Genomic DNA, 25,237 nt, shown 5'->3' with positions numbered 1-25,237 from the left:
TCACTTGTGACCGCCCCGATGCCTCAGCGGCCCCCGGAGGGCACGAAGGTGGCGACCGCCGTGTCGAAGTACCGCTTGGCCTCCGCGATCCGGCCGACCGGCGCCGACACCCACACGTCGTACATCCGGCCGCCCTGCTCCCAGCACAGGTCGTACGTGTGCCTCGCGCCCTCCGCCGTGCTGAAGCCGTTCCACGTGAACCGCCAGAGCGCGGCGGGCCGGCCGCCGTGAGTGGTGTCGGTGACCGAACCGTCGCGGTAGCCCGGGTTGTTGGCGGGCCCCTTCGCGTCGGAGCGGCGCTGCACGGCGCCGGGCCCGCCCGGGTCGGGGGCCGCCTCCTTGATGCCGATCCTGAACGTGTCGCCCGGCGACATGTAGAAGATCCGGGGTCCGTCGGGCTTCCTGCTGAAGTCGTCCGGCACGGCCAGGGAGAAGCCCTCCGGGTCGACGGCCGTGCGGTAACCGGCGGGGGACGCGGGCCGTGTCCCTGTCTGCTGTTCCGTGACCGTGACCGTCGGTCGGGGCTCCGGCGCCGAATCCGAGGGCGAGGCCGTGTCGCCCGTGGGGCCCGGCGCGGACGCCGTGGGGCGGTGGGTGCCCCCGCCGTCGCCCCCGTTCACGAGCAGCGCGGCCGCGGAGACGCCGGCCCCGGCCATCGCGGCGACGAGCGCGGCGGCCGCGAGGACTACGCGAGCGGAACGCTTCTGCGGGGGCGCGGCAGCGGGCGCCGTGAGGCTGTTCCTGGCAGTGGGCGTGTAGCCGCCGATGGACCGCGGCGTCGTACCCGTGGCGACGTACGCGCGAAGGAGCCGGTCGGCCTCGTCCAGGCCGAGCCTGCGCTCCGGATCGCGCTCAAGGAGCCCCCGTACGACGGGCAGCAGCGGCTCGGCCTCGGCGGGTGGGTGGATCTCGCCGACGACCACGGCGTGCATGATCCCGCCCAGCGAGTCGCGCCGGAACGGCGACTCGCCCGTCACGGCCGCGCACAGCATCGCGCCCAGCGACCACAGGTCCGACTCGGGACCGGTCCGCTCCCCCGACATGCGCTCGGGCGCCGTGTACTCGGGCGAGCCGACGAAGGAACCCGTCTCGGTGAGCGTCGTCGCGCCGCTGACCTGCGCGATCCCGAAGTCCGTGAGCACGACGCGCTCACTGCCCGCCTCGACGAGCACGTTCGCCGGCTTCAGATCGCGGTGCAGCACCCCCGCCGCGTGCGCGACCCGCAGCGCGCCGAGGAGCGCGATCCCGATCCGGGCCGCCTCCCGCGCGTCGACGGGCCCGGTCCGCGAGAGCCGGTCGGCGAGCGAGCCGCCCTCGATCAACTCCATGACGATGTACGGGCGTTCGCCGTGCTCCACGACGTCGTGGACGACGATGACGTTCGGGTGGCTGAGCTGGGCGACCGCGCGGGCCTCGCGCAGGGTGCGGTCCTTCTGGCGGCGGGCCTCGTCGGCGGAGAGCGTCTCGTCGAGTACGAGTTCCTTGACTGCGACGCGCCGCCCGAGCAGCTGGTCGCAGGCGCGCCACACGACGCCCATTCCGCCACGGCCGATGCGCGCCTCCAGCCGGTAACGCCCGGCGATCACACGGACGTTGTCCTCCCCCTCGGTCCCCATGCGTTCCATCATGCCGCACGGAACGGGCGCCGGAGGGGCGTGCTCCGGGCCGTCAAGGGATCAACGAAACCGCAGGGCCGGCGCCCGCCGGCCACGGGCGCCTAGGGCCTGTCTTCACATTCCCGTCGTCCGCCCGGAGGGCGGGCCCAGCGGCGTCTGGTGCGTGCAGCTGCAAGGCGGAGGAGGGCGTCGACGCGATGGGGGTCCCCCCTGCTCGAGCGCAGCCGAGAGCTTGGGGGAGTCGGCAACCGACGACAACGCCGCAGATGTGCGTGCCAGACGCCGCTGGGCAGGCGGGAATGTGAAGACAGGCCCTAGGGCTCCCAGCCCCGCAGGATCGCGTCGAACTGCTGCCGCCCCTCGTCCCAGTCGGCCTCCGGCACGGACAGATAGATGGCGTACTCGGTGCCGTCGTTCTCCACGTACGTCTGCTCGATCGCGTGCCGCGGGCCCGACGTCGTGTCCTTGTTGCCCGCGGTCCAGGTGAACTCCCACAGGGATCCCGACCGGTCGCGGTAGGTGTTGGGCTGCAGATTGACCTGCTGGTAGTCGGGCAGCCCGGGCGGCTTCGTGACCTGCCGCTCCAGGTCCAGCTGGTGGTGGTACGAGTCGGGCCAGTCGGGGGACTTGTCGACCGCTATCCGTACGAAGTGCGCGCCGCGGTCCGGCGTGTAGTCGACCTGGTTGCCGTCGGCCTGCCGCTTCCAGTCTTTGGGCAGCATGAGGCTGAACCCCTCGACGTCGCGCTGGCGGATCCAGTCGTCGGGAATGCTCCCGGACCTGTGCTTGCCGTTGCCCGAACCCGCCGATGCGCTCGGCGTCCCGCCCTTGCCGGAGTTCGCGTTCGACGCGGTCCGGTCGTTCAGATAGTGGTTCGCGGCGAACACGCCACCGCCGCCGACGAGAGCCGCCGCCAGGGCCACGGCGACGACACGCGGCCACTTGCGGCTACCGGAGGCGCGGGCCGCGGGCGTCACCGGCTGTCGCACGCCTATCGCAGTCGACTGCTCCGTGGGCGTCGGCGGCGCCGCAGCATGCACCTGCGTGGGTACGTAGGCCTGCGCCGCGCTGGACCGCCGCCCCTCGGCGGCCTCGGCGAGCATCGACTCGGCCTCGTCGGCGGACGGACGCGCGGCCGGGTCCTTGCGCAGCAGCGCCTGGATGACGGGCGCGAGGGCGTCCGCGTGCATGAGTCCGCCCGGCTCCTCCTCGACGACGGCCTGCATCGTGCTGATCGGCGACGTACGCCGGAACGGGGACTTCCCCTCGACGGCCGTGAACAGCGTGGCGCCGAGCGCCCACAGGTCGGACGCGGGCCCGGGCGCCGAGCCCCTGACCCGCTCGGGCGCCAGATAGTCGACCGAGCCGACGATCTCGCCGGTCCGCGTGATCGTCGAATCGCCCTCGACCTGCGCGATCCCGAAGTCCGTGAGCAGCACCCGTCCGTCGCGGGCGAGCAGGACGTTGCCCGGCTTGACGTCGCGGTGCAGCACCCCGGCCGCGTGCGCGGCGCGCAGCGCCCGCAGGGTCCACAGGCCGATGCGGGCGGCCTCGCGCGGCTGGATGCGGCCCGCCTCCTTCACGGCGTCCGCGAGCGAGGGGCCGTCGACGAGTTCCATCACGATCCACGGCCGGTCGTCGTGCTCCAGCACGTCGTGGACGGTGACGACCGCCGGGTGGTTGATCCGCGCGGCGGCCCGCGCCTCCGTCTGCGTCCGCGCGAGCAGTACGGCGCGGTCGGCCTCCTGCACGTACTGGGCCGCCGTCAGTTCCTTGACGGCCACGGCCCGGTGCAGTACTTCGTCGTGCGCGCGCCACACCCGGCCCATGCCGCCGCGCCCGATCGAATCACCGAGTCGATAGCGGCCCGCGAGGAGCAGGCCCTGTATCTGATTCACGTTCCCCCGCAGGCGCATTGGTCGTGCCAGGGCCTCTCATGGCCTTGACAGAGCCACATTAGGGAGCGGCCGAGGCGCAGGGAACCGGCGGGGTGGCACGGAGACCGCACTGTGACGCTTGTCCCCTGCCGGGACGGGAGCCGACAGGTCATCAACTGGGTGCATTCAGTACGCCAGTACGACGTCTGGCGTTGTATCAGCCTGTGCTCCGATACGTCAGCCCGTGCTCTGATACGTCGCCGACGCCTGCTCGTAAAGGCGCGTCACCTCGTCGCGTTCGGCTTCGGGGCCCCGCAGTTGCACCACGTGGTAGCGGCCGCCCACGATCATCGCGAGGTTGCGCACGTACGTCTCGCGTCCCGCCGGGTTCTGCCACGTGAACTGGCCCTCGGCCATGGCCCGACCGCCCACGTCGATCCGGCGCATCCCGGAGGACGTCGCCCACGTCGAGTCGCGGAAGGGCTGCAACTCGCGTTCCTTCTCCCGCTGGTACGTCATCGGGTCGCTGCCGTACGCGGACGTGCTGTCGCGCCCCGGCACGACGACGAGTTCGAAGTCGCCGTGCGTGTAGAGGACCTGGCCCTGTCCGTTCCTGCCCTGCCGGTTCCAGCCCTTGGCGACGGCCACCCGGAACCCTTCGGGGTCCTTGCGCAGCGTGAAACCCTGGGCGACCTCGGGCTCGGACGAGTCGTTCTGAGGCTCGGTGGCGGACGGGGCGGACGAGTTCTTACCGCCGTTCTTGCCCTGGCCCTCGGCGGATTCGCCCGGCGCCGGCGTGGACCTGCCGCCCTCGGGCGCGGGTCGGCCTCCGCCGGTGGCGCCCGCGTGATCCTTGGCGCCGTCACCCGGCGTGCCGCCGCTCGGCTCGGCCTTCGGCATGAAGACCACGGCATACGCGACCGCGGCGGCCAGGCCGAGCAGTACGAGAACGAGCAGGGTGCGGCCGAGCGAACGGGGCTTCCCGGGGCCGCGCTCCGACTGGAGGCGACGCTCCGGCTGGAGGTCACGCTCCGGCCTCGTGCGCCGCTCCGCCTGCTGCGGCTGCGCCTTGGCCCGCTTGTGCCGCGCATGCCCGGGCCCGGCTCCGGCCTGGGCGGAGAAGCGCCGGCGGCGCCTGCGCACGAGCTCGCCCCGACGCCGTACGACCGGCAGCCGCGTGGCGTCGAACGGGGGTGCGGCCACGACGTTCGCGCCCGCGTCAGGCTCCGGCGCGGACCGCACCAGCGACCTGAGCCACCCCCGCAGCTCCTCGAAGTCGAGCCGCTCCGTGGGGTCCTGACGCAGCAGCGACTCGACGACGGGCCGGAGCGGCCCGCACTCCTCGGCGAACGCGGGCGGCTCGGCGCACACCATCTGCACCAGCTCGCCGGTGTTCTCCTCCGGGTACGGGGCATGACCCTGGACCGCCCGGAAGAGGAGGGCGCCGAGCGCCCACAGGTCGGTGGCCGGGCCGATCGGGGCGGCCAGTTGCCAGTTCTCGTGGACGGGCCCCGCCTGCTCGGGCGCCCAGCGCTCGGTGACGGGCCCGACGACGGTCATCCGCGCCTGCCGCGCACGGTCGGCCGCGAGGGCGGTGGCCGGCCCTCGACCGGCCGTCGGCGCCGTCTGCTGCGCGGGAATGAGCTGGTCCCAACGCGTGGTCTTTGGGGCGGAGTCGGGCGCCTCAAGAGCGGCGGGCCCGGCCTGTTCCGTGCCGGGCCGCGGGACAGCCCCGTGCCAGGGGCGTCCGGCGGAACCGCGTACGCCGTAGGGGTCGTCGATCCGGCCGGACTGCGCGTCGCCACTCTGCGCCCCGGCACCGGACTCGCCCCCGGACTCCCCGCCCGGCCCGCGCTGCGGCGGCCCCGGCGTCCCGTCCGTGTCCACGCCCCCGCGCGCGGCGGCCCGCGCACCGGCCCGGTACGCGGCTATCGCCCCCGCGCGCGCGGCCCGCGGGTCACTCCCGGCCTCCAGGGCGGCGGGCCGGGACGGCGCGGGGGCGAAGGGAGCGGGAGGGGTGCGGGGGGACGCGGGAGCCGAAGACTGCGGGTCCTGCGGCTCCGAGGGTCCCACGGCCGCGGGCGGCGTCGGCGTCGGCGTCGGCGTCGGGTCATAGCCGCACAACGCCTCCTCCGCCGCACCGGCCGCGAGTCCCGTCAGCACGATCCGGCCGTCGTCGCACACGAGAACCGTGCGGGCGGTGATGTTCCGGTGGACCCAGCCGTGGGCGTGCAGCGCGCGCAGGGCGGTGAGGACGTCGGACGCGACCTCCGCCGCCCGGTACGGGGACAGCGGCTCCTCGGCGAGCAGCGCGGCGAGCGGCCGCGCGGAGACGACCTCACTGACGATCCACAGCGAGCCGCCCTCGGCGAACACGTCGAAGACCTGGTCGAGCCGTGGATGGTCGGGTATCTGGGCGGCGGCCTGCGCGGCCTCGATGGCGCGGCGCACCGCGGGATCCGTCGGCCTGCGCGTGGTCCGCGCCGCGTCCCCCCGCTCGCGCCGGTCACGCGACTCGCGCGGCACGAACCCGTCCGGGAGCCCCTCGGCGTCGAGCACCTCGGCCTCGACGACCTCGGGTAACGGCACCTGTCTGACCAGGACCTCCTGGCCGCTGTAGGTGTCGAACGCCCGTGTCGATGCGAACTCGTACGCGTCGGCGGGCGACAGCGGCAGGCGGTAGCGGTCGGCGAGCACGCGCCCCGCGTAGTCCTCCACGACGCGTCCCCCTGTCCGCCCGGTGGTCAATTCCGTTCGTTTTGCGCCCTGTTGTGCGCAGCGATACGTGCCGATGCGGCTGCGCACGGTCCGCAAGCACTCACGATACGTGCCGGACCGCGGTCAGGCTCAGGACTTCGGCTTGAACGTCTTGGTGAACGTCTGCCAGGCGGCCTTGCGCTGCGCACCGTCCCAGTCGGCGGCCTTGGCCGTGTACATCAGGCCGTAGCCGAGGTGGCTGTTGACCACGAAACCGCGGTCCACCGAGCGGTACTTGGTGCCCCCGTCGACGTACGTGAACTCCCAGTCCGCCGTGTTCCAGCCGCGGAAGTCGACGGCCGCTATGCGTATCCGGTCGTACTGGGCGCGGCGCATGTACTGCTCCTGGTTGCGCCAGTCCTGGACCGGGTTCGACTTGGGCGTCGTCGTCCAGCCGACGAGCAGCTTCTGCCCGTCGGGACCCGTGAAGCGGGCCCCCGCCGCGCTCGTCGAGCTGTACTTCCAGCCCTTCGGGAGCCCGATGGAGAAGCCCTGGTCGTGCTTGTACGTCGAGGCGGCGCCGCTGCCGCCGGGGATCCCGCTGCCGCCGCTGGTGCTGTCGGGCGATGCCCCCTGGCCGGCGCCGCCGTCCTTGTCGCCACCCTTGTCGGAGCCCTTGCCGCCGTCCTGCGCCGCGTCGTTGCCGCCGCCGGAGCCACTGCCCTTGTCCTTGCTACCGCCACCGCCGCTGCCGCTGCCTCCGGTCGCTCCCGCGGAGGCGGCCTTGTCGCCGCCCTTGGCGGCACTGCCGCCGTCGCCACCGCTGAACGCGATGCCGATGACGGTGCCGATCACGGCGAGCGCGACGAGCACCGCCACGATCACGAGGGTGCGCCGCGGGACCACGTCCGTGAGCGAGGCCCTGGTCGCCGGCGTACGCGGCGGCCCGGCGGGCTGCGCCGGAACACCCGAACCGCCCTGCCCGACCTCGGGATGCGCGGAGGCTTCCACCGTAGTGGCGGCCGCTTCTGCGCCCCCCTTGCCTGCCGCGCCGGCCGCCGTCGCGGCGGTGGCCGCAGCAGCGGCCTTCCGCACCGACCGCAGCGCACCGCGCAGCTTCTCGGCGGCCTCTTCGCCCCTCTTGCCCGCGCCGGCGCCGTCACCGGCGTCCGCGGGGCTCACGAAAGCAGCCGAAGACCCGGCGCCCGCAGCAGCCCCCGCTCCCGAACTCCCCTTACCGAAGCGCACCTTGGGCGTCTTCGACGCCTTCGGCGCCTTGGGCGTCTGCTCGGGAATGGGCGGCAGCGGCACGACCTTGGTCGCGTCGACCGGCTCGGGCTCCTCGTCCTTGGGCTCGGGAGCGTGCAGGACGTCGTTGAGGAGCGCCCGCGCCCCGGCGTCGTCGAGCCGCTGCTCCGGGTCCTTGGCGAGCAGCCCGTAGATGACCGTCTCCAACGGCCCGGCGTTCTTGGGCGGGTCGACCGGCTCGGTCATGACGGCAGTCAGGGTCGCGATGGCGGACCCCTTGTCGTACGGAGGAACGCCCTCCACCGACGCGTACAGGAGTCCGCCGAGCGACCAGAGGTCGGCTGCGGGGCCGGGCTTGTGCCCGCGTGCCCGCTCCGGCGAGATGTACGAGGGCGCGCCGACGAGCATGCCGGTGGACGTGATCGAGGGGTCGCCCTCGACCTGGGCGATGCCGAAGTCCGTGAGGACGACGCGCCCGTCCTCGGCGATCAGCACGTTCGACGGCTTCACGTCGCGGTGCAGGATGCCCTCGCGGTGCGCGGCGCGCAGCACGTCGAGGATTGCGAGCCCGACCTCGGCGGCGCGCCGCGGCTCCAGCAGACCGTCCTCGCGGATCTGCTCCGCGAGGGACTTGCCCTCGACGAGTTCCATCACGATCCACGGCCGGTCGTCCTCGTCGACCACGTCGTAGACCGTCACCGCGCTGTTGTTCCGGATCCTCGCGATCGCCTTCGCCTCACGCAACGTACGCGTGATCAGGCGCCGCTTCTCCTCGTCGTCGATGCTCGACGGGAACCGCAGCTCCTTGACGGCGACCGTCCGGCCGAGCGTCTCGTCCTTCGCCCGCCACACGGTGCCCATGCCGCCGCGGCCGAGGACTTCTCCCAGCCGGTAGCGCCCGGCGAGGAGACGTGCACTCTTGTCCTGACGAGCTGTGCCCGCCTGCTCCGCCTCCGACATGCGTCCCCTCTGCAACCCGCCCTGACAGAGCCTTCATTGTCCCTTACCCGGGGACCACTCCACGCCCAGGGTCGGCCGTCCCGCATGATGGACCGCACACAGGGAGGGACCGTCATGCCCGTACTTCGGACACTGCTGGCGATACCCCTGGCAGCAGCCCTGTTCTGTATGTTTCCGGGCAGTTCCACGAAACTCGCGGCCCCGGCCACGGACGCCACTCTTCCGCTGCTGGTCACGGAGGGCAAGGCCCCCGCCGCGGCGCTGCTCGCCCGCGAGGGCAGGACGACGCGCTTCGTACGCACCGGCCCCACGATCCGCCGCACCGACCACTTCCGGGCCGGGAGCATCACGAAGTCGTTCATCGCGACGGTCGTGCTGCAACTCGCCGCCGAACACCGCCTGCGCCTGTCGGACACGGTTGACGATCACCTCCCGGGTCTCCTACGTGACCACGCCGTCTCGCTCCACTCGCTCCTCACCCACACCAGTGGCCTGCCCGACTTCACGGCGCACACGCACGGCAGGATCCCGGTGTCCCCCAGAACCGCCGTACGCCTGGCCGAGGCCGACCCGCCGACGCCCCGCGGCCACTGGTCGTACTCGAACACGAACTACGTCCTGCTCGGCATGGTCATCGGCCAGGTCACGGGCCACTCGTACGCGACCGAGGCCCGCCGCCGCATCATCGAACCGCTCCACCTCACCGGCACGTCGTTCCCCGGCACCCACACCGACCTGCCCACCCCGCACGGCCGCGCGTACGACGCTGCGGGCCGCGACATAACCACCCTGAACCCACGCGTGGCCGGCGCCGCAGGCGAACTGATCTCCACCCTCACGGACCTGAACCGCTTCTACGCGGCCCTCCTGAAGGGCCGCATCCTCCCGCCACGTGAACTCAGCACGATGCTCAACACCCGTACCGCACAAGGCCGCTACGGCATGGGCCTCTACCCCACGAAGCTCCCCTGCGGGACGACGATATGGGGCCACAACGGCCGCATCGCGGGCAGCTACGTCCGCACGGCGGCGACGAGATCGGGCTCCAAGGTCATAACGCTCCGCACCAACACGGACACCTTGTCCCACGCCGCCCAACTGGAACGCCGCATCCTGACATCAGAGTTCTGCCGACCCACCCGCCACCCCACCAGCCCGTCCGGCGTTTGAGGACGAGCCGTCAAGGCGAAGGGGGGCCTGGGGGCACAGCCCCCAGCGCAACCCCGGCCCACCCATCCTCCCGGCACAAAACAGAGCGGCACACATCAGAGCGGCACAATATCCGGCGCCCCCAATCGCGCCGCATCGGCCGAGAGGTCATCAGGTTGACGCTGAGACTCCCGCTCAGCCTGCACCCGCTTCTCGTAATGCTGAACCTCCCGCTCGATCTGGTCCGTGTCCCAGCCGAGCACCCGAGCCATCAGCTCCGCCACTTCACGCGCACACCGCGTCCCCCGGTCGAACGTCTCGATCGAGATCCGCGTGCGCCGCGTCAGCACATCGTCGAGATGCCGCGCCCCCTCGTGCGAGGCGGCGTACACGACCTCGGCCCGCAGATAGTCGTCGGCGCCGGTGAGGGGCGCGCCGAGCCCGGGGTCGGCGGCCACCAGGTCGAGCAACTCCTCCGCCAACGACCCGTACCGGTTGAGCAGATGCTCCACCCGCACCACATGGAGCCCGGTCCGCGCGGCGATCCTCGCCCGCGCGTTCCACAGCGCGTGGTAGCCCTCGGCGCCGACCAGCGGAATGTCCTCGGTGACGCAGTCGGCAACGCGCTGGTCGAGCCCGTGCACCGCCTCGTCGACGGCGTCCTTGGCCATGACCCGGTACGTCGTGTACTTACCGCCCGCCACGACGACGAGCCCCGGCACGGGGTGCGCCACCGTGTGCTCGCGCGAGAGCTTGCTCGTGGCGTCGGACTCACCGGCGAGCAGGGGCCGCAGGCCCGCGTAGACCCCCTGGACGTCGTCGCGCGTGAGGGGCACCGCGAGCACCGAGTTCACATGCTCGAGCAGATAGTCGATGTCGGCGCTGGAGGCCGCGGGGTGCGCCTTGTCGAGGTCCCATTCCGTGTCCGTGGTGCCCACGATCCAGTGGCGCCCCCACGGGATCACGAACAGGACGCTCTTCTCGGTGCGCAGGATGAGCCCGGTCGTCGAGTTGATCCGGTCCTTGGGCACGACGAGGTGGATGCCCTTGGACGCGCGGACGTGGAACTGGCCCCGCTCGCCCACCATCGCCTGTGTGTCGTCCGTCCACACGCCCGTCGCGTTCACGATCTGGCGGGCGCGGATCTCGTACTCCCCGCCGCCCTCCACGTCCTCGACGCGGGCGCCGACGACCCGCTCGCCCTCGCGCAGAAACCCCGTCACACGCGCCCTGTTGGCGACCTTCGCCCCGTACATCGCGGCTGTCCGCACCAGCGTCGCCACGTACCGCGCGTCGTCCATCTGCGCGTCGTAGTACTGCAGCGCGCCCACGAGCGCGTCCTTCTTGAGCGCGGGCGCGACCCGCAGTGCGTGACGCCGGCTCAGATGGCGGTGCATGGGCAGGCCGCGCCCGTGCCCGCGCGCCATCGACATCGCGTCGTACATGGCGACGCCCGAGCCCGCGTACAGCCGCTCCCAGCCCTTGTGCTGGAGGGGATACAGGAACGGGACCGGCTTCACGAGGTGCGGGGCGAGCCGCTCAAGGAGCAGCCCGCGCTCCTTCAACGCCTCGCGCACGAGCGCGAAGTCGAGCATCTCGAGATACCGGAGCCCGCCGTGGATCAGCTTGCTCGACCGGCTCGATGTGCCGGAGGCCCAGTCCCGCGCCTCGACCAGGCCGGTGGACAGACCGCGGGTCGCGGCATCGAGCGCGGTTCCCGCGCCGACCACCCCCGCGCCCACGACCAGGATGTCCAGCTCCCGCTCGGCCATTCCCGCGAGCGCCTCGGCACGCTCCGCCGGTCCCAGTGTCGCTGTCCTCACTGCTACCTCCCGCTGTCGGTCAGTCGGCGTCGGTCCAGTCGGTCCCACCGGCGTCACCTGTCCGGTGCGCCCCGGCTCTCATCCCCCATTCACCGATTCTGACCGCCGTGCCCGACTTCAGCCACCACTCACCCGCAGCCTGTGGACAACACTCCCGGATTCCCGGCCCCGCAATACCGCATAACGGTCATATTTACTCCTAGTCTGACATTGCGCTCGTCCATCTTGTCCACAGGACTTGCGCTCCCCTCCCGCTCCGGCTATTGGGAAGGACGGCCCACTTCCATGCCCGCAGATCTCGCCGTCATCGGACTCGGTCACCTCGGCCTGCCCCTCGCCCAGGCCGCCGTCGCCACCGGCATCGCGACCATCGGCTACGACCCCGCACGCGCCACCGACCTCGCGGCCGGCCGCCTCCCCGGCGACGGCGCCGAGGGAACCCTGACCGCCGCCGACATCCGCCGGATGCTCTCGGGGGGCTTCCGGCCGACCGGCAACCCCGTCGAACTCGGCCGCGTCCGCACCGCCGTCATCTGCGCCCCCGCGCCACTCGGCGCGGACCGCTCCCTCGACCTCGCGCAGCTCACCGACGCCACGCGCGCCCTCGCCGCCCGCCTGCGCCCCCACACCACGGTGATCATCGAGACCCCGGTCGCCCCAGGCACCACGGAAGGCGTCCTGCGCCCCCTCCTGGAGGAGGGCTCGGGGCTGCGCGCCGGCCGCGACTTCCACCTCGCCTACTCCCCCGGCCGCCTCGACCCCGGCAGCCGCACGCACGCGTACGCCACGACCCCCAAGGTCATCGGCGGCCTCACCTCCGCCTGCACCGAGTCCGCCGCCGCCTTCTACGGCCGCCTGTCCGACAAGGTCGTCCGCGCGCGTGGCCCACGCGAGGCCGAGACCGTCCAGCTCCTGGAGACCAACTACCGCCACGTCAACATCGCCCTGGTCAACGAGATGGCCGTTCTCTGCCACGACCTGGGCGTCGACCTGTGGGACGTCATCCGCTGCGCCGAGACCAAGCCCTTCGGCTTCCAGGCATTCCGCCCCGGCCCCGGCGTCGGCGGCCACGGAGTCCCCCAGGACCTCTCACGCCCGCCCCTCCCGGTCCGCCCCCTGCGCATGGTGGAACTGGCCCAGCAGGTCAACCACCACATGCCGCAGTACGTGATCCAGCGCGCCGCCACCCTCCTCAACGAACACGGCAAGTCGGCCCGCGGCGCCCGCGTCCTGCTCCTCGGCGTCACGTACAAGCCCGACGTCGCCGACCTGGAGGGCACCCCCGCCCACGAAATCGCCACCCGGCTGATGCAGCTGGGCGCGGCGGTCAGCTACCACGACCCGCACATCCCGTCGTGGAACGTCCTCGGCCACCCCGTCCCCCGCGCGGACTCCCTCTACGAGGCGGCCGCCGACGCCGACCTGACGATCCTGCTTCAGCCGCACCGCACGTACGACCTCCAGGGCCTGTCCGTGAAGGCCCAGCTCCTCCTGGACACCAGGGGTGCCACCCCGACAGGCGCGGCCCACCGCCTGTAGAGGCCCTCTACGAAGAGCTGCAACGGCCCTCTACGGAGACCTGTAGTGGCCCTCTACGGAGATGGGGCCCGCACCGAACCGGTGCGGGCCCCATCTCCGTAGAACTGCGTCAGCGGCGGTGCTGCGAGTCCGCCACCGTGACCTCGACCCGCTGGAACTCCTTGAGCTCGCTGTAGCCGGTCGTCGCCATGGCGCGCTTGAGGGCGCCGAAGAAGTTCATCGATCCGTCCGGGGTGTGCGAAGGCCCGGTGAGGACCTCCTCCGTCGTACCGACGGTCCCGAGGTCGACCTTCTTGCCGCGCGGCACGTCCTCGTGGACGGCCTCCATGCCCCAGTGGTGGCCCTTGCCGGGCGCGTCCGTGGCGCGCGCCAGCGGGGAGCCCATCATCACGGCGTCGGCGCCGCAGGCGATGGCCTTCGGCAGGTCGCCGGACCAGCCCACGCCACCGTCGGCGATCACGTGCACGTACCGGCCGCCGGACTCGTCCATGTAGTCGCGGCGGGCGGCGGCCACATCGGCCACCGCGGTCGCCATCGGCACCTGGATGCCCAGCACGTTGCGCGTGGTGTGCGCGGCGCCGCCGCCGAAGCCGACGAGCACACCGGCCGCGCCGGTGCGCATCAGGTGCAGCGCGGCCGTGTACGTGGCGCAGCCGCCCACGATGACCGGCACGTCGAGCTCGTAGATGAACTGCTTCAGGTTCAGCGGCTCGGCGGCACCGGAGACGTGCTCGGCGGACACGGTGGTCCCCCGGATCACGAAGATGTCGACGCCCGCGTCCACGACCGCCTTGGAGAACTGGGCGGTGCGCTGCGGCGACAGCGCGGCGGCGGTGACGACACCGGAGTCGCGCACCTCCTTGATGCGCTGCCCGATCAGCTCCTCCTTGATGGGAGCCTCGTAGATCTCCTGAAGGCGGCGTGTGGCGCTCTCCGTGTCCAGCTCGCCGATCTCGTCGAGGAGCGGCTGCGGGTCCTCGTAGCGGGTCCACAGGCCCTCGAGGTTCAGCACGCCGAGGCCACCGAGCTCCCCGATCCGGATGGCGGTGGCCGGCGACACGACCGAGTCCATGGGAGCGGCCAGGAACGGCAGCTCAAAGCGGTAGGCGTCGATCTGCCAGGCGATCGAGACCTCCTTCGGGTCGCGCGTACGGCGGCTCGGTACGACGGCGATGTCGTCGAAGGCGTACGCCCGGCGGCCGCGCTTGCCGCGCCCGATCTCGATCTCAGTCACGTGTGTGGCCTTTCCCTCTGCGTTTCAGCGCCTTCCAGTATCCCCGACGTACGCGCCAGGGGCGGCCCCGGGAACCCCGGGGCCGCCCCTGGCCCTGTCTTCGACTGTCGGCGACTACTTGCTGCGGCTGTAGTTCGGCGCTTCGACCGTCATCTGAATGTCGTGCGGGTGGCTCTCCTTGAGGCCCGCGGACGTGATCCGGACGAACCGGCCCTTGGTCTCCATCTCGTCGATGGAGGCGGCGCCCACATAGCCCATCGTCTGGCGCAGGCCGCCGACGAGCTGATGCAGCACGTTGGCCAGCGGGCCGCGGTAAGGCACCTGACCCTCGATGCCCTCGGGCACGAGCTTGTCGTCGGAGGCGACCTCGGCCTGGAAGTAGCGGTCCTTGGAGTACGACCGGCCCTGCCCGCGGGACTGCATCGCCCCGAGGGAACCCATGCCGCGGTACGACTTGAACTGCTTGCCGTTGATGAACATCAGCTCACCCGGGGACTCCTCACAGCCCGCGAGAAGGCTGCCCAGCATCACCGTGTCGGCACCGGCGGCGAGCGCCTTGCCGATGTCACCGGAGTACTGCAGGCCGCCGTCACCGATGACCGGGACACCGGCGGCACGGGCGGCGAGAGCCGCCTCGTAGATCGCGGTGACCTGCGGGACGCCGATACCGGCGACCACGCGTGTGGTGCAGATGGAGCCGGGGCCCACACCCACCTTCACGCCGTCGACACCGGCGTCGATCAGGGCCTGCGCGCCGTCACGCGTCGCGACGTTGCCGCCGATGACGTCGACGCCGACGCTGGACTTGATCTTCGCCATCCAGTTCAGCGCGTTGCTGTTGTGTCCGTGCGACGTGTCGACGATGAGGAAGTCCACACCCGCCTCGGCCAGCGCCTGCGCGCGCTCCAGGGCCTCGGGGCTCGCACCCACCGCGGCGCCGACGAGGAGGCGGCCCTCGGCGTCCTTCGCGGCGTTCGGGTACTGCTCGGCCTTCACGAAGTCCTTGACCGTGATGAGGCCCTTGAGGACGCCCGCGTCGTCGACCAGCGGAAGCTTCTCGATCTTGTGGCGGCGCAGCAGCTCCATGGCGTCGACGCCGGAGATGCCGACCTTGCCGGTCACGAGCGGCATCGGCGTCATGACCTCGCGCACCTGCTGGCTGCGGTCGGACTCGAACGCCATGTCGCGGTTGGTGACGATGCCGAGCAGCTTGCCCGCCGGGTCGGTCACCGGGACGCCGCTGATGCGGAACTTCGCACAGAGCGCGTCGGCCTCGGCCAGCGTCGCGTCCGGGTGCACGGTGATCGGGTCGGTCACCATGCCGGACTCGGAACGCTTCACGAGGTCGACCTGGTTGACCTGGTCCTCGATCGACAGGTTGCGGTGCAGCACGCCGACGCCACCCTGCCGCGCCATGGCGATGGCCATGCGGGACTCGGTGACCTTGTCCATCGCCGCCGACAGCAGCGGAATGTTCACGCGCACGTTGCGGGAGATGCGGGACGAGGTGTCGACCGCGTTCGGGAGGACCTCGGACGCGCCCGGCAGCAGCAGCACGTCGTCGTAGGTCAGCCCGAGTGTCGCGAATTTCTCGGGCACTCCGTCGACGTTTGCAGTCATGACACCTTCCCCAAATGGCCTTGATCGGTGCGGATGTCCATGCTAACGGGATCCGGAGGTGTCTCATTCCACGATCAAGATCACCAAGCGGATTTGTACGTTCACACGTCCGCGGCCCTGCGCCCTGCACAGGGGGAGTCCCACGCGCGCGTGGCGCGTCTCACTCATCGGGTCACCTCACGGCGCTGCTTAAAGCACTGCTCTGCTCGCTGATTCGGCTCGCTGAATCGGCTCGCTGAATCGGCTCGCCGTTTCGGCTCACTGCTCGGCGAGCGCCCGCAGCCGGCTGAGTGCGCGGTGCTGGGCGACGCGGACGGCGCCCGGCGACATGCCGAGCATCTGCCCCGTCTCCTCGGCGGTGAGGCCGACGGCGATCCGGAGCAGCAGCAGCTCGCGCTGGTTCTCCGGAAGGTTGGCGAGGAGCTTCTTCGCCCACTCCGCATCGCTGCTGAGCAGGGCCCGCTCCTCCGGTCCGAGCGAGTCGTCGGGCCGCTCCGGCATCTCGTCGGAGGGCACGGCGGTGGAACCGGGATGCCGCATGGCGGCGCGCTGCAGATCGGCGACCTTGTGCGCGGCGATGGCGAAGACGAACGCCTCGAAGGGGCGCCCGGTGTCCTTGTAGCGCGGCAGCGCGAGGAGCACCGCGACACAGACTTCCTGCGCGAGATCCTCCACGAAGTGCCGTGCGTCACCCGGCAGTCGAGTCAGACGGCTGCGGCAGTAGCGGATCGCGAGGGGGTGGACGTGCGCGAGAAGGTCGTGCGTGGCCTGCTCGTCGCCCTCGACGGCGCTGTGGACCAGTGCACCGATGGCTCCTCGGCCGGCTGCCTCGTCGTCGCGCATCGGTCCATGGTGCCTTGGCGGCGTCCGGTCCGTGGCACCGCGTCCGTAGTTGTGCACTGAAGCGTTATGAGCAGGTGCGCCGGAACTCATCTCGTGCGCCCTCCCCTTCCGCTCGACCGACTCGCCCCTGAGGAACTCCACAACTCAAGGATGCGGCATGTCCGGTGAAACGAGGACCGGCGGCCGTCCGCAGCCCCGTCCGCCCTGGGGCGGACGGGGATCGCTGTGCCCCCGCGACGGCGCATCGTGGGCCTTAGCGGACAAGGCCCCAGCGGAATCCGAGCGCCACGGCGTGCGCGCGGTCCGAGGCGCCGAGCTTCTTGAAGAGGCGGCGTGCGTGCGTCTTGACCGTGTCCTCGGAGAGGAAGAGCTCGCGCCCGATCTCCGCGTTGGACCGGCCGTGGCTCATGCCCTCGAGCACCTGGATCTCACGCGCCGTGAGCGTCGGCGCCGCACCCATCTCGGCCGACCGCAGTCTGCGCGGCGCGAGCCGCCAGGTCGGGTCGGCGAGCGCCTGCGTGACCGTGGCACGCAGTTCGGCGCGCGATGCGTCCTTGTGCAGATAGCCGCGGGCACCGGCCGCGACGGCGAGCGCGACACCGTCCAGGTCCTCGGCCACGGTGAGCATGATGATGCGCGCACCGGGATCGGCGGACAGCAGCCGCCGGACCGTCTCGACGCCGCCCAGACCGGGCATGCGTACGTCCATCAGAATCAGGTCCGAGCGGTCGGCGCCCCAGCGGCGGAGGACTTCCTCGCCGTTGGCCGCGGTCGTCACGCGCTCCACGCCGGGGACGGTCGCGACCGCGCGGCGGAGCGCTTCTCGGGCAAGCGGGGAGTCGTCGCAGACGAGGACGGATGTCATGACCGTCCTCCGCAGCTGATGCGCGTCACCTTGGGCCTCCAGGCTGGTACGAATCGTCACCTGTGCGGTCGACGCTCTCGGACACATGCCCGAGCGCTTGTTCTTTCAACCGCCTCCGCACTCTCAACGACGGTCACCCGAAAGAGTTACGGGTTCGGCGGTCTGCTTCGGCACTCTACGTGAGGGACCGGATACAGAGCAGTCGGCGCAAGCGACCCACAAGGTTTCGCCACAAGGCATGCCCCATTTAGCCGTTTTTCTTCACTTTCAGTGGTGTCTGCGGCTAGATTCGCAATGAGTCATATTTTCATCTCCTTAGACAGTAGATGTACGGTTCTTGGGCACCGTATCCGCGTCAGAACGGCTACAAGGGGACACAGCAATGGCAGATTTCTCCCGCCTTCCCGGACCGAACGCAGATCTATGGGACTGGCAGCTCCTCGCGGCCTGCCGCGGGGTGGACAGCTCGCTCTTCTTCCATCCGGAGGGGGAGCGGGGAGCGGCGCGCAGTGCCCGCGAGAACTCGGCCAAAGAGGTCTGCATGAGGTGTCCGGTGCGCGCGGAGTGCGCTGCTCATGCACTCCAGGTGCGCGAGCCGTACGGCGTGTGGGGCGGGCTGACCGAGGACGAGCGCGAGGAGCTCATGGGCCGCGCCCGCAACCGGCTCGTCGCCGCCGCGCCGGCGTCGGCGGGCGGCGCCCCGCCCGTGGCGAACAATTGACGGAAACGTTTCTTCACGGTGGGCACGCAGTGGCGTGCCCGCGGGCTTGTCAGGGCCCGATCACGGGTTCGTCAGGGCCCGATCAGCGGCCGCGGCCCGCACCAGGTGGTCGAGCGTGGCTGCCACGGCCGGCACCTGGGCCAGGTCGGGCAGTGTGAGGGCGACGATCTCGCGCTGCACAGGCGGCTCCACCGTCACTGTGCGTGCACCCTTGGGGCGTACGGATTCGATGGCGAGCTCCGGCAGGACCGCCACACCGAGGCCCGCGCCGACCAGACCGATCACCGCCGGATAGTCGTCGGTCGCGAAGTCGATGCGCGGAGTGAATCCCGCACCCTCACAGACCTCCACCAGCTGCCGGCGACAGCGCGGGCAGCCCGCGATCCAGGGCTCATCGGCCAGCTCGCCGATGGAGACCGCGTCCGACGTGGCGAGACGGTGCCCCTCCGGGACGAGACCGACCAGACGGTCGGCGAGCAGTGGACGTACGACGAGGTCATCCCAGTCCTCCGCGGCCTGCGCCCCCTCGCCCTCCCGTCTCCCGCCACCGCCCCTCTGCGGAGGCGCTTCGCGCCGCCCCTCGCCCTCCCGTCTCCCGCCACCACCCCTCTGCGGAGGCGCTTCGCGCCGCCCCTCGTACCGGAAGGCCAGGGCCACGTCGCAGTCGCCCTCGCGCAGCATCTCGACCGAGCGCGGCGGCTCCGCCTCCACGAGGGAGACGCGGGTGCCGGGGTGCGCGGCGCGCAGGGCGGCCAGCGCGGTGGGGACGAGCGTGGAGCTGCCGCTCGGGAAGGAGACGAGGCGGACGCGGCCGGCGCGCAGGCCCGCGATGGCGGCGACTTCTTCCTCCGCCGCGGTCAGCCCGGCCAGGATTCCCGCCGCGTGCCGCACCAGGGCTTCACCCGCCTGAGTGAGGCGCATTTCGCGGCCGGTGCGGATGAGGAGCGGGGTGCCCGCCGAGGATTCGAGGGCCTTCATCTGCTGGCTGACCGCGGGCTGGGTGCAGCCGAGCTCGCGGGCGGCCGCCGAGAAGGAGCCGGTGGCGGCCACGGCGCGCAGGACACGGAGGTGACGGGCCTCGATCATTCCTCAAGCATAAGGGAGCCTTGGATGCAACGGGAAATATTGCGTCGCTGCTTTGGCGCCGCGTCGCTTAGCGTGCCGTCATGAAGCTTCTGTCTCTGAATGTGGGTCGCCCCGAGGCCAGCGAGCACACCGACCAGGCCGAGGGCGTGACCGGAATCGACAAGCAGCCGGTGCCGGGCCCCGTCCGGGTGGCGGCGCCCGGGCCCAAGGGGGTCGGCGCCAGCGGACTCGAAGGGGACGCCGTGTGCGACATGCGCCATCACGGCGGCGACGACCAGGCGGTCTACGCCTTCGCCCGCGAGGACCTCGACGAGTGGCAGGGCGCGCTCGGACACGATCTGCGCAACGGCTCGTTCGGCGAGAACCTCACGACCGAGGGTGTCGACGTGACGGGCGCGAAGATCGGCGAGCGCTGGCGCATCGGCTCCGACCTGATCCTCGAGGTCGCCTCCGGCCGGATCCCCTGCCGCACGTTCCAGGGCCACCTCGGCGAGAAGGGGTGGGTCAAGCGTTTCACCGCACGGGCCGCACCGGGCGCGTATCTGCGGGTGATCGAGCCGGGCGCGATCCGGGCGGGCGACACGATCGAGATCGTGCACCGGCCCGACCACGGGGTGACCGTCGCCTTCCAGTTCCGCGCCGTCACGACCGAGCGGGAGCTGCTGCCGCGGCTGCTCGTCGCAGCGGACGCGCTCGACCCCGAGGCCGTCGAGACGGCTCGTCTGTACGTGGCCAAGTACGGAGACGGGGGTGCGGCCGGCGACGCGACGCAGGGGTAGAGCGGGCGTGGGCCGCGTGGCGGTAACGGGCGTGGGCCGCACGGCGGTTGTGGTCCTCGCCGCACGGCGGTTGCGACACTCGTAGGGACAACGCGGGGGGCTCTCGAGCGTGGTCATGTCCACGGCGATCGCTGGGGGGCGTCCGGCGGATCATGGCCGGACACCCCTAACCTGGCCCCATGACTACCGCTCTGATTACGGGATCCACCTCGGGGATCGGTGCCGCGTTCGCGCGCCGGCTCGCCGCGGACGGCCACGACCTCGTCCTGGTGGCGCGTGACACCAAGCGGCTGCGGGAGCAGGCCACCGAGCTCCACGACCGGCACGGCATCGAGGCCGAGGTGCTCACGGCCGACCTCGCCACCGACGAGGGCATCGGCGCGGTCGAGGCACGGCTGAGCGACCGTAAGCGTCCGGTGGACCTGCTGGTCAACAACGCGGGCTTCGGGAACAAGGGCCAGTACCTGGAGGTCCCGCTCGCCGACGAGTTGACGATGCTGAAGGTGCACTGCGAGGCGGTCCTGCGGCTCACGTCCGCCGCGGTGGCGCCGATGCGTGAGCGGGGCCGGGGCGGCGTGGTGAACGTGGCGTCGGTGGCGGCGTTCGTGCCGCGCGGGACGTACGGCGCGTCGAAGGCGTGGGTCGTGCAGTTCACGCAGGGCGCGGCGCGGGACCTGGCCGGCAGTGGTGTGCGGCTGATGGCGCTCTGCCCGGGCTTCGTCCGTACGGAGTTCCACGAGCGGGCCGCGATGGGTACCGACAACATCCCCAAGTGGATGTGGCTCGACGCCGACAAGCTGGTGGCGGCGGCGCTCGCCGACCTGGCGCGCGGCAAGTCGCTGTCGATCCCGGATCCGCGGTACAAGACGCTGATGGGCGTCGTGAAGCTGGCGCCGCGCGGGCTGCTCGGCGGGGTCACGGCGAAGACGGGTCGCAAGTACGGGCCTCAGTAGCGCGCGGCGAGTTCGGGGCCGGGGCAGGGCTGCCTCGGCTCCTCGCCCGTTCCCGCCGGCTCGTTACACGGCGGTGGGAAGATGGAGCTGTCCGGACCTTACGCAGGGGGGCGCAGGGGGGCCGGAGGCGGCGTCATGACGTTTGTACAGGTCATCGACTGCAAGACCAGCCGATTCGACGAGATGAACCAGCTCATGGACACATGGGCGGAGAAGACCCACGGGAAGCGGACCGCGACGCACAGCGTCATCGGCAAGGACCGGTCCGACGACACCCACTTCATCGAGATCGTCGAGTTCCCGTCGTACGAGGAGGCCATGCGGAACTCGAACCTTCCCGAGACCGACACGATCTTCCGGGAAATGGTCGCCCTCTGCGACGAGATGCCCACGTTCACCGATCTGGACGTGGTGCGGGACGAGCAGTTGTACGCGGGCAACGCTCGCCGGTTCTTCGAGACGGTCGCCACCGAGGGTGAACTGCCGCCGCTCGACGGCCTGCTCGCGCAGGACTACCACGACCACGATCCCGGCAACGTGACGGACACCATCGGTCTCGACGCGATGCGGCGCGAGATCGAGATGTACCGCGGCGGGTTCGACTTCGAGTTCACCGTCGACGACCAGATCACCGAAGGCGACCGGGTGTGCACACGGTGGACCTTCAGCGCCGAGCACAACGGCGACTTCATGGGGATCCCGGCGACGGGCAAGCAGGTCACGATGACCGGCGCGACCATCTTCCGGTTCCAGGAGGACGGGAAGATCGCCGAGGGCTGGTGGCACAACGACCGGCTGGGGCTGATGGCCCAGCTCGGCGCGCTCGACGAACTCGAGAGCTGACCGGCGGCCGTGTCGCGGGACGCAACGCCGAGGCCCGGCCCCGCGACAAGCGCGGAACCGGGCCTCGTACGAACAGACGCCAGTGCGACCGGCGCCCCTAAGTGCTCAGTGCACTAGTGGGAGTGGCCGTGCCCGTGGCCGGCGGCCTCGGACTCCTCCTCCGCCGGCTTCTCGACGACCAGGGTCTCGGTCGTGAGCAGCAGCGAAGCGATGGACGCGGCGTTCTCCAGGGCGGAGCGGGTGACCTTGACCGGGTCGATGACGCCGGCCTTGACCAGGTCGCCGTACTCGCCGGTCGCGGCGTTGAAGCCCTGGCCCTTGTCGAGCTCGGCGACCTTCGAGGTGATGACGTAGCCCTCGAGGCCCGCGTTCTCGGCGATCCAGCGCAGCGGCTCGACGGCGGCGCGGCGCACGACCGCGACACCGGTGGCCTCGTCGCCGGTCTTGTCGAGGTTGCCCTCGAGGACCTTGACGGCGTGCACCAGAGCGGAGCCACCACCGGAGACGATGCCCTCCTCGACCGCGGCGCGGGTCGCGGAGATGGCGTCCTCCAGACGGTGCTTCTTCTCCTTGAGCTCGACCTCGGTCGCGGCACCGACCTTGATGACGCAGACGCCGCCGGCGAGCTTCGCAAGGCGCTCCTGGAGCTTCTCGCGGTCCCAGTCGGAGTCCGTGTTCTCGATCTCGGCCTTGATCTGGTTGACGCGGCCCTCGACGTCGGCCTTGTTGCCGCCACCGTCGACGATCGTGGTGTCGTCCTTGGTGATGGTCACGCGGCGGGCGGTGCCGAGCACGTCCAGACCGGCCTGGTCGAGCTTGAGGCCGACCTCCTCGGCGATGACGGTGGCACCGGTGAGGGTGGCCATGTCGCCGAGCATCGCCTTGCGGCGGTCACCGAAGCCGGGCGCCTTGACGGCGACGGCGTTGAACGTGCCGCGGATCTTGTTCACGACCAGGGTCGACAGGGCCTCGCCCTCGACGTCCTCGGCGATGATCAGGAGCGGCTTGGAGCCACCGGCCTGGATGACCTTCTCCAGCAGCGGCAGCATGTCCTGGATGGAGGAGATCTTGCCCTGGTTGATCAGGATGTACGGGTCCTCGAGCACGGCCTCCATGCGCTCCTGGTCCGTCACGAAGTACGGAGACAGGTAGCCCTTGTCGAAGGCCATGCCCTCGGTGAAGTCCAGCTCGAGCCCGAAGGTGTTGGACTCCTCGACGGTGATGACACCGTCCTTGCCGACCTTGTCCATCGCCTCGGCGATGAGCTCGCCGACCTGCGAGTCCTGGGCGGACAGACCGGCGACGGCGGCGATGTCGGCCTTGTCCTCGATCGGGCGGGCGGTCGCGAGGAGCTCCTCGGACACGGCCTTGACCGCGGCGTCGATGCCCTTCTTCAGAGCGGCCGGGGAGGCGCCGGCGGCGACGTTGCGCAGGCCTTCCTTGACCAGGGCCTGGGCGAGCACGGTGGCGGTGGTGGTGCCGTCACCCGCGATGTCGTTGGTCTTGGTCGCCACCTCCTTCACCAGCTGGGCGCCGAGGTTCTCGTACGGGTCGTCGATCTCGACCTCACGGGCGATCGTGACACCGTCGTTGGTGATGGTGGGAGCGCCGAACTTCTTGTCGATGACGACGTTGCGGCCCTTGGGGCCGATCGTCACCTTGACCGTGTCGGCAAGCTTGTTGACGCCGCGCTCGAGGGCGCGACGGGCGTCCTCGTCGAACTTCAGGATCTTCGCCATGGAGCTGTTAGTCCTCTCGAACGAACTGCGCCCCCGACGCCCGGCATGCTGAGAAAAGTCGCAGCTGAGTAGCGGGGTGCCAGGGGCGCAGAACTAAAACAGTGGGTGAATTACTTCTCGACGATCGCGAGCACGTCGCGAGCCGAGAGGACGAGGTACTCCTCGCCGTTGTACTTCACCTCGGTGCCGCCGTACTTGCTGTACAGCACGATGTCGCCGGTCTGCACGTCGAGCGGCAGGCGCTCACCGTTCTCGAAGCGACCCGGGCCCACGGCGAGGACGACGCCCTCCTGGGGCTTCTCCTTCGCGGTGTCCGGGATGACCAGGCCTGAGGCGGTGGTCTGCTCGGCGTCGAGCGGCTGGACCACAATGCGGTCCTCGAGCGGCTTGATGGCAACCTTGGAGCTGGTGGTCGTCACGATCCGACCTCCCCCTTCGGAGATCACGGGGTTAACTGTCTGAGGTGGCGACCAGGTGGATCCGTCGTCGCGGGTGCCGGACCTGCCCGTCGCTATTGGCACTCTCCAGTGGGGAGTGCCAGGCCTGAGACTATGACTGCGATTAGCACTCGGTCAAGCGGAGTGCCAATTCACTGAGGGCGAGTCCTCCGCACGGCCCCCGCGGCCCGTCCGCCAAAGCCCCTCCGGCCCCTCCCTCACAGGTAGTTCTCGAGCCTCCCCACCGTGAACCCCTGGGCCTGGATACGGCGCAGCAGCCGCGCCGTCACCCCGGTGAGCGTCGCCCCGCGCGGCCCGGCACGGTCACTGAACCCGGCCCGGACGATGTCGCCGGGACGCAGCCGGTGCCCGCCCACGTAACTCAGGTCCTCGCCCCGCGTCGAGGCGCGCCACAGGACGACCGCGTCGATCCCGCACGTGACGGCCGCGCGCAAGGTGTCCTGGTCGTACGCGCCGAAGGGCGGGCGGAAGAGGCGGGGGCGGGTGCCGAAGCGGTTCTTCAGCCGGTCCTGCTGGCCGCAGATCTCGGCGTGCTGCTCGGCGTACGGGAGCGGGGGCAGGAAGTGGTGGTTCAGGGTCTGGTTCTGCACGCCCGCGCCGAGGGCCCGCAGCGTGCCGAAGTGGTCGTGGCCGGGGCCCGCCACGCCGTCCGTGAGGAAGACGCTGACGGGCAGCCTCAGGTCCCGGACCATGTCGGCGAAGTGCGGGTCGCGGTCCACGCCGTCGTCGAAGGTCAGGAAGACGACGCGGTCCTTGGTCCGGACGTGGTCCACGACGGGCGGGAGTGTGTACGAGCCCGGGCCGGTCCCGGCCGCGTGGCGTGCCGGAGGTCCGGGCGCCGGGGCGAGCGGCGCGGAGAGCCCCCAGCGGCGATAGGCGTCCGCAGTGGCGCCGCCCTGAGGGGAGTTGAGAGGCGCGGCGTGAGCAGGCCCTCCAGCTGCCGCCTCCCCGGCGCCGAGCGCACCCCAGGACGACCCGGGCCCCACACCGATGGCCGGTGTGGCCGTCGGTGCCGGGTGGCGCGAGTGTTGGACCTTCTCGGCCGCCTTCCTGCTGAGCCGCTCGATCGGGTCCACGGACGGGGCGCACCCGGTGAGCAGCGCGGGTGCGAGGACACCGGCGGCCAGGGCGGCGGCGAGCAGCCGCCGGGGCCAGGTGCGCGCGGGGGCCCGTCGCGCCCGCACGGA

At 71.3% G+C, this 25,237-nt stretch carries 19 protein-coding genes; 6 read left to right on the top strand and 13 right to left on the bottom strand.

The window, feature by feature from the left end; genetic code table 11:
• Positions 1-23: 23 nt before the first annotated feature.
• The 4 genes from ACY0PA_RS25615 to ACY0PA_RS25600 form a co-directional block, all read right to left on the bottom strand.
• On the bottom strand, positions 24-1,616 hold the full coding sequence (locus ACY0PA_RS25615) for a serine/threonine-protein kinase (protein ID WP_473079978.1): 1,593 nt from the start codon (positions 1,614-1,616) through the stop codon (positions 24-26).
• A gap of 314 nt (positions 1,617-1,930) precedes the next feature.
• Positions 1,931-3,505 (bottom strand): serine/threonine-protein kinase, encoded by a 1,575-nt coding sequence (locus ACY0PA_RS25610; RefSeq protein ID WP_473086422.1) that lies wholly within the window; start codon positions 3,503-3,505, stop codon positions 1,931-1,933.
• Between the two features lie 225 nt (positions 3,506-3,730).
• Positions 3,731-6,211 carry a protein kinase gene (locus ACY0PA_RS25605; protein WP_473079977.1) on the bottom strand — a complete coding sequence of 827 codons (2,481 nt, stop codon included), beginning with the start codon at positions 6,209-6,211 and terminating at the stop codon, positions 3,731-3,733.
• A gap of 129 nt (positions 6,212-6,340) precedes the next feature.
• Positions 6,341-8,398, bottom strand: coding sequence for a serine/threonine-protein kinase (locus ACY0PA_RS25600; RefSeq protein WP_473079976.1), 2,058 nt, complete (start codon positions 8,396-8,398; stop codon positions 6,341-6,343).
• 114 nt (positions 8,399-8,512) lie between these two features.
• On the opposite strand from ACY0PA_RS25600, the gene ACY0PA_RS25595 reads away from it, so the two are divergent.
• Entirely contained in the window at positions 8,513-9,568 is a 1,056-nt protein-coding gene (locus ACY0PA_RS25595) for a serine hydrolase domain-containing protein (protein ID WP_473079975.1), read from the top strand.
• A gap of 95 nt (positions 9,569-9,663) precedes the next feature.
• On the opposite strand, the gene ACY0PA_RS25590 is transcribed toward ACY0PA_RS25595, so the two are convergent.
• Positions 9,664-11,370 (bottom strand): glycerol-3-phosphate dehydrogenase/oxidase, encoded by a 1,707-nt coding sequence (locus ACY0PA_RS25590; protein ID WP_473079974.1) that lies wholly within the window; start codon positions 11,368-11,370, stop codon positions 9,664-9,666.
• 285 nt (positions 11,371-11,655) lie between these two features.
• On the opposite strand from ACY0PA_RS25590, the gene ACY0PA_RS25585 reads away from it, so the two are divergent.
• Complete coding sequence (locus ACY0PA_RS25585) at positions 11,656-12,909, top strand: nucleotide sugar dehydrogenase (protein ID WP_473079973.1); 1,254 nt, start codon at positions 11,656-11,658, stop codon at positions 12,907-12,909.
• A gap of 109 nt (positions 12,910-13,018) precedes the next feature.
• Here ACY0PA_RS25585 and ACY0PA_RS25580 read toward each other — a convergent pair whose 3' ends face one another.
• From ACY0PA_RS25580 to ACY0PA_RS25565, 4 genes are all read right to left on the bottom strand, one after another.
• Positions 13,019-14,143, bottom strand: a complete 1,125-nt coding sequence (locus ACY0PA_RS25580; protein WP_100594838.1) for a GuaB3 family IMP dehydrogenase-related protein — start codon at positions 14,141-14,143, stop codon at positions 13,019-13,021.
• A gap of 114 nt (positions 14,144-14,257) precedes the next feature.
• Positions 14,258-15,763, bottom strand: a complete 1,506-nt coding sequence (gene guaB / locus ACY0PA_RS25575; protein ID WP_473079972.1) for an IMP dehydrogenase — start codon at positions 15,761-15,763, stop codon at positions 14,258-14,260.
• Between the two features lie 258 nt (positions 15,764-16,021).
• Complete coding sequence (locus ACY0PA_RS25570) at positions 16,022-16,606, bottom strand: sigma-70 family RNA polymerase sigma factor (RefSeq protein ID WP_116510977.1); 585 nt, start codon at positions 16,604-16,606, stop codon at positions 16,022-16,024.
• A gap of 253 nt (positions 16,607-16,859) precedes the next feature.
• Positions 16,860-17,471 (bottom strand): response regulator transcription factor, encoded by a 612-nt coding sequence (locus ACY0PA_RS25565; protein ID WP_003948568.1) that lies wholly within the window; start codon positions 17,469-17,471, stop codon positions 16,860-16,862.
• 382 nt (positions 17,472-17,853) lie between these two features.
• On the opposite strand from ACY0PA_RS25565, the gene ACY0PA_RS25560 reads away from it, so the two are divergent.
• Positions 17,854-18,192, top strand: a complete 339-nt coding sequence (locus ACY0PA_RS25560) for a WhiB family transcriptional regulator (protein ID WP_356283751.1) — start codon at positions 17,854-17,856, stop codon at positions 18,190-18,192.
• A 60-nt stretch (positions 18,193-18,252) separates the two neighbouring features.
• Here ACY0PA_RS25560 and ACY0PA_RS25555 read toward each other — a convergent pair whose 3' ends face one another.
• A complete protein-coding gene (locus tag ACY0PA_RS25555; RefSeq protein ID WP_473079971.1) occupies positions 18,253-19,278 on the bottom strand; it encodes a LysR family transcriptional regulator in 1,026 nt (341 codons plus the stop codon).
• Between the two features lie 80 nt (positions 19,279-19,358).
• On the opposite strand from ACY0PA_RS25555, the gene ACY0PA_RS25550 reads away from it, so the two are divergent.
• From ACY0PA_RS25550 to ACY0PA_RS25540, 3 genes are all read left to right on the top strand, one after another.
• Complete coding sequence (locus ACY0PA_RS25550) at positions 19,359-20,057, top strand: MOSC domain-containing protein (protein WP_473079970.1); 699 nt, start codon at positions 19,359-19,361, stop codon at positions 20,055-20,057.
• A gap of 179 nt (positions 20,058-20,236) precedes the next feature.
• Positions 20,237-21,010 carry an SDR family NAD(P)-dependent oxidoreductase gene (locus tag ACY0PA_RS25545; RefSeq protein ID WP_473079969.1) on the top strand — a complete coding sequence of 258 codons (774 nt, stop codon included), beginning with the start codon at positions 20,237-20,239 and terminating at the stop codon, positions 21,008-21,010.
• Between the two features lie 135 nt (positions 21,011-21,145).
• Complete coding sequence (locus ACY0PA_RS25540) at positions 21,146-21,853, top strand: ester cyclase (protein ID WP_473079968.1); 708 nt, start codon at positions 21,146-21,148, stop codon at positions 21,851-21,853.
• A gap of 113 nt (positions 21,854-21,966) precedes the next feature.
• Here the strand turns inward: ACY0PA_RS25540 and groL are convergent, their stop codons facing one another.
• From groL to ACY0PA_RS25525, 3 genes are all read right to left on the bottom strand, one after another.
• The gene (groL, locus tag ACY0PA_RS25535) at positions 21,967-23,592 is read right to left on the bottom strand and encodes a chaperonin GroEL (RefSeq protein ID WP_473079967.1); all 1,626 of its coding nucleotides are present in this window, start codon (positions 23,590-23,592) and stop codon (positions 21,967-21,969) included.
• A gap of 110 nt (positions 23,593-23,702) precedes the next feature.
• Positions 23,703-24,011, bottom strand: a complete 309-nt coding sequence (gene groES / locus ACY0PA_RS25530; protein WP_073810087.1) for a co-chaperone GroES — start codon at positions 24,009-24,011, stop codon at positions 23,703-23,705.
• 236 nt (positions 24,012-24,247) lie between these two features.
• Complete coding sequence (locus ACY0PA_RS25525; RefSeq protein ID WP_473086421.1) at positions 24,248-25,234, bottom strand: polysaccharide deacetylase family protein; 987 nt, start codon at positions 25,232-25,234, stop codon at positions 24,248-24,250.
• Positions 25,235-25,237 lie beyond the last annotated feature (3 nt).

The sequence above is a fragment of the Streptomyces sp. DS1-CR2 genome, assembly GCF_055760475.1.
Note: the sequence above shows the minus strand (reverse complement) of the source record. Positions and strands in the feature narration are given on the sequence as shown.

Coding starts and splice junctions, on each gene's coding strand:
- ACY0PA_RS25595 (WP_473079975.1), top strand. CDS start 8,513: ATGCCCGTACTTCGGACACTGCTGGCGATACCCCTGGCAGCAGCCCTG.
- guaB (WP_473079972.1), bottom strand. CDS start 15,763: ATGACTGCAAACGTCGACGGAGTGCCCGAGAAATTCGCGACACTCGGG.
- ACY0PA_RS25565 (WP_003948568.1), bottom strand. CDS start 17,471: ATGACATCCGTCCTCGTCTGCGACGACTCCCCGCTTGCCCGAGAAGCG.
- ACY0PA_RS25585 (WP_473079973.1), top strand. CDS start 11,656: ATGCCCGCAGATCTCGCCGTCATCGGACTCGGTCACCTCGGCCTGCCC.
- ACY0PA_RS25615 (WP_473079978.1), bottom strand. CDS start 1,616: ATGGGGACCGAGGGGGAGGACAACGTCCGTGTGATCGCCGGGCGTTAC.
- ACY0PA_RS25540 (WP_473079968.1), top strand. CDS start 21,146: ATGACGTTTGTACAGGTCATCGACTGCAAGACCAGCCGATTCGACGAG.
- ACY0PA_RS25555 (WP_473079971.1), bottom strand. CDS start 19,278: ATGATCGAGGCCCGTCACCTCCGTGTCCTGCGCGCCGTGGCCGCCACC.
- ACY0PA_RS25560 (WP_356283751.1), top strand. CDS start 17,854: ATGGCAGATTTCTCCCGCCTTCCCGGACCGAACGCAGATCTATGGGAC.
- groL (WP_473079967.1), bottom strand. CDS start 23,592: ATGGCGAAGATCCTGAAGTTCGACGAGGACGCCCGTCGCGCCCTCGAG.
- ACY0PA_RS25545 (WP_473079969.1), top strand. CDS start 20,237: ATGACTACCGCTCTGATTACGGGATCCACCTCGGGGATCGGTGCCGCG.
- ACY0PA_RS25600 (WP_473079976.1), bottom strand. CDS start 8,398: ATGTCGGAGGCGGAGCAGGCGGGCACAGCTCGTCAGGACAAGAGTGCA.
- ACY0PA_RS25570 (WP_116510977.1), bottom strand. CDS start 16,606: ATGCGCGACGACGAGGCAGCCGGCCGAGGAGCCATCGGTGCACTGGTC.
- ACY0PA_RS25550 (WP_473079970.1), top strand. CDS start 19,359: ATGAAGCTTCTGTCTCTGAATGTGGGTCGCCCCGAGGCCAGCGAGCAC.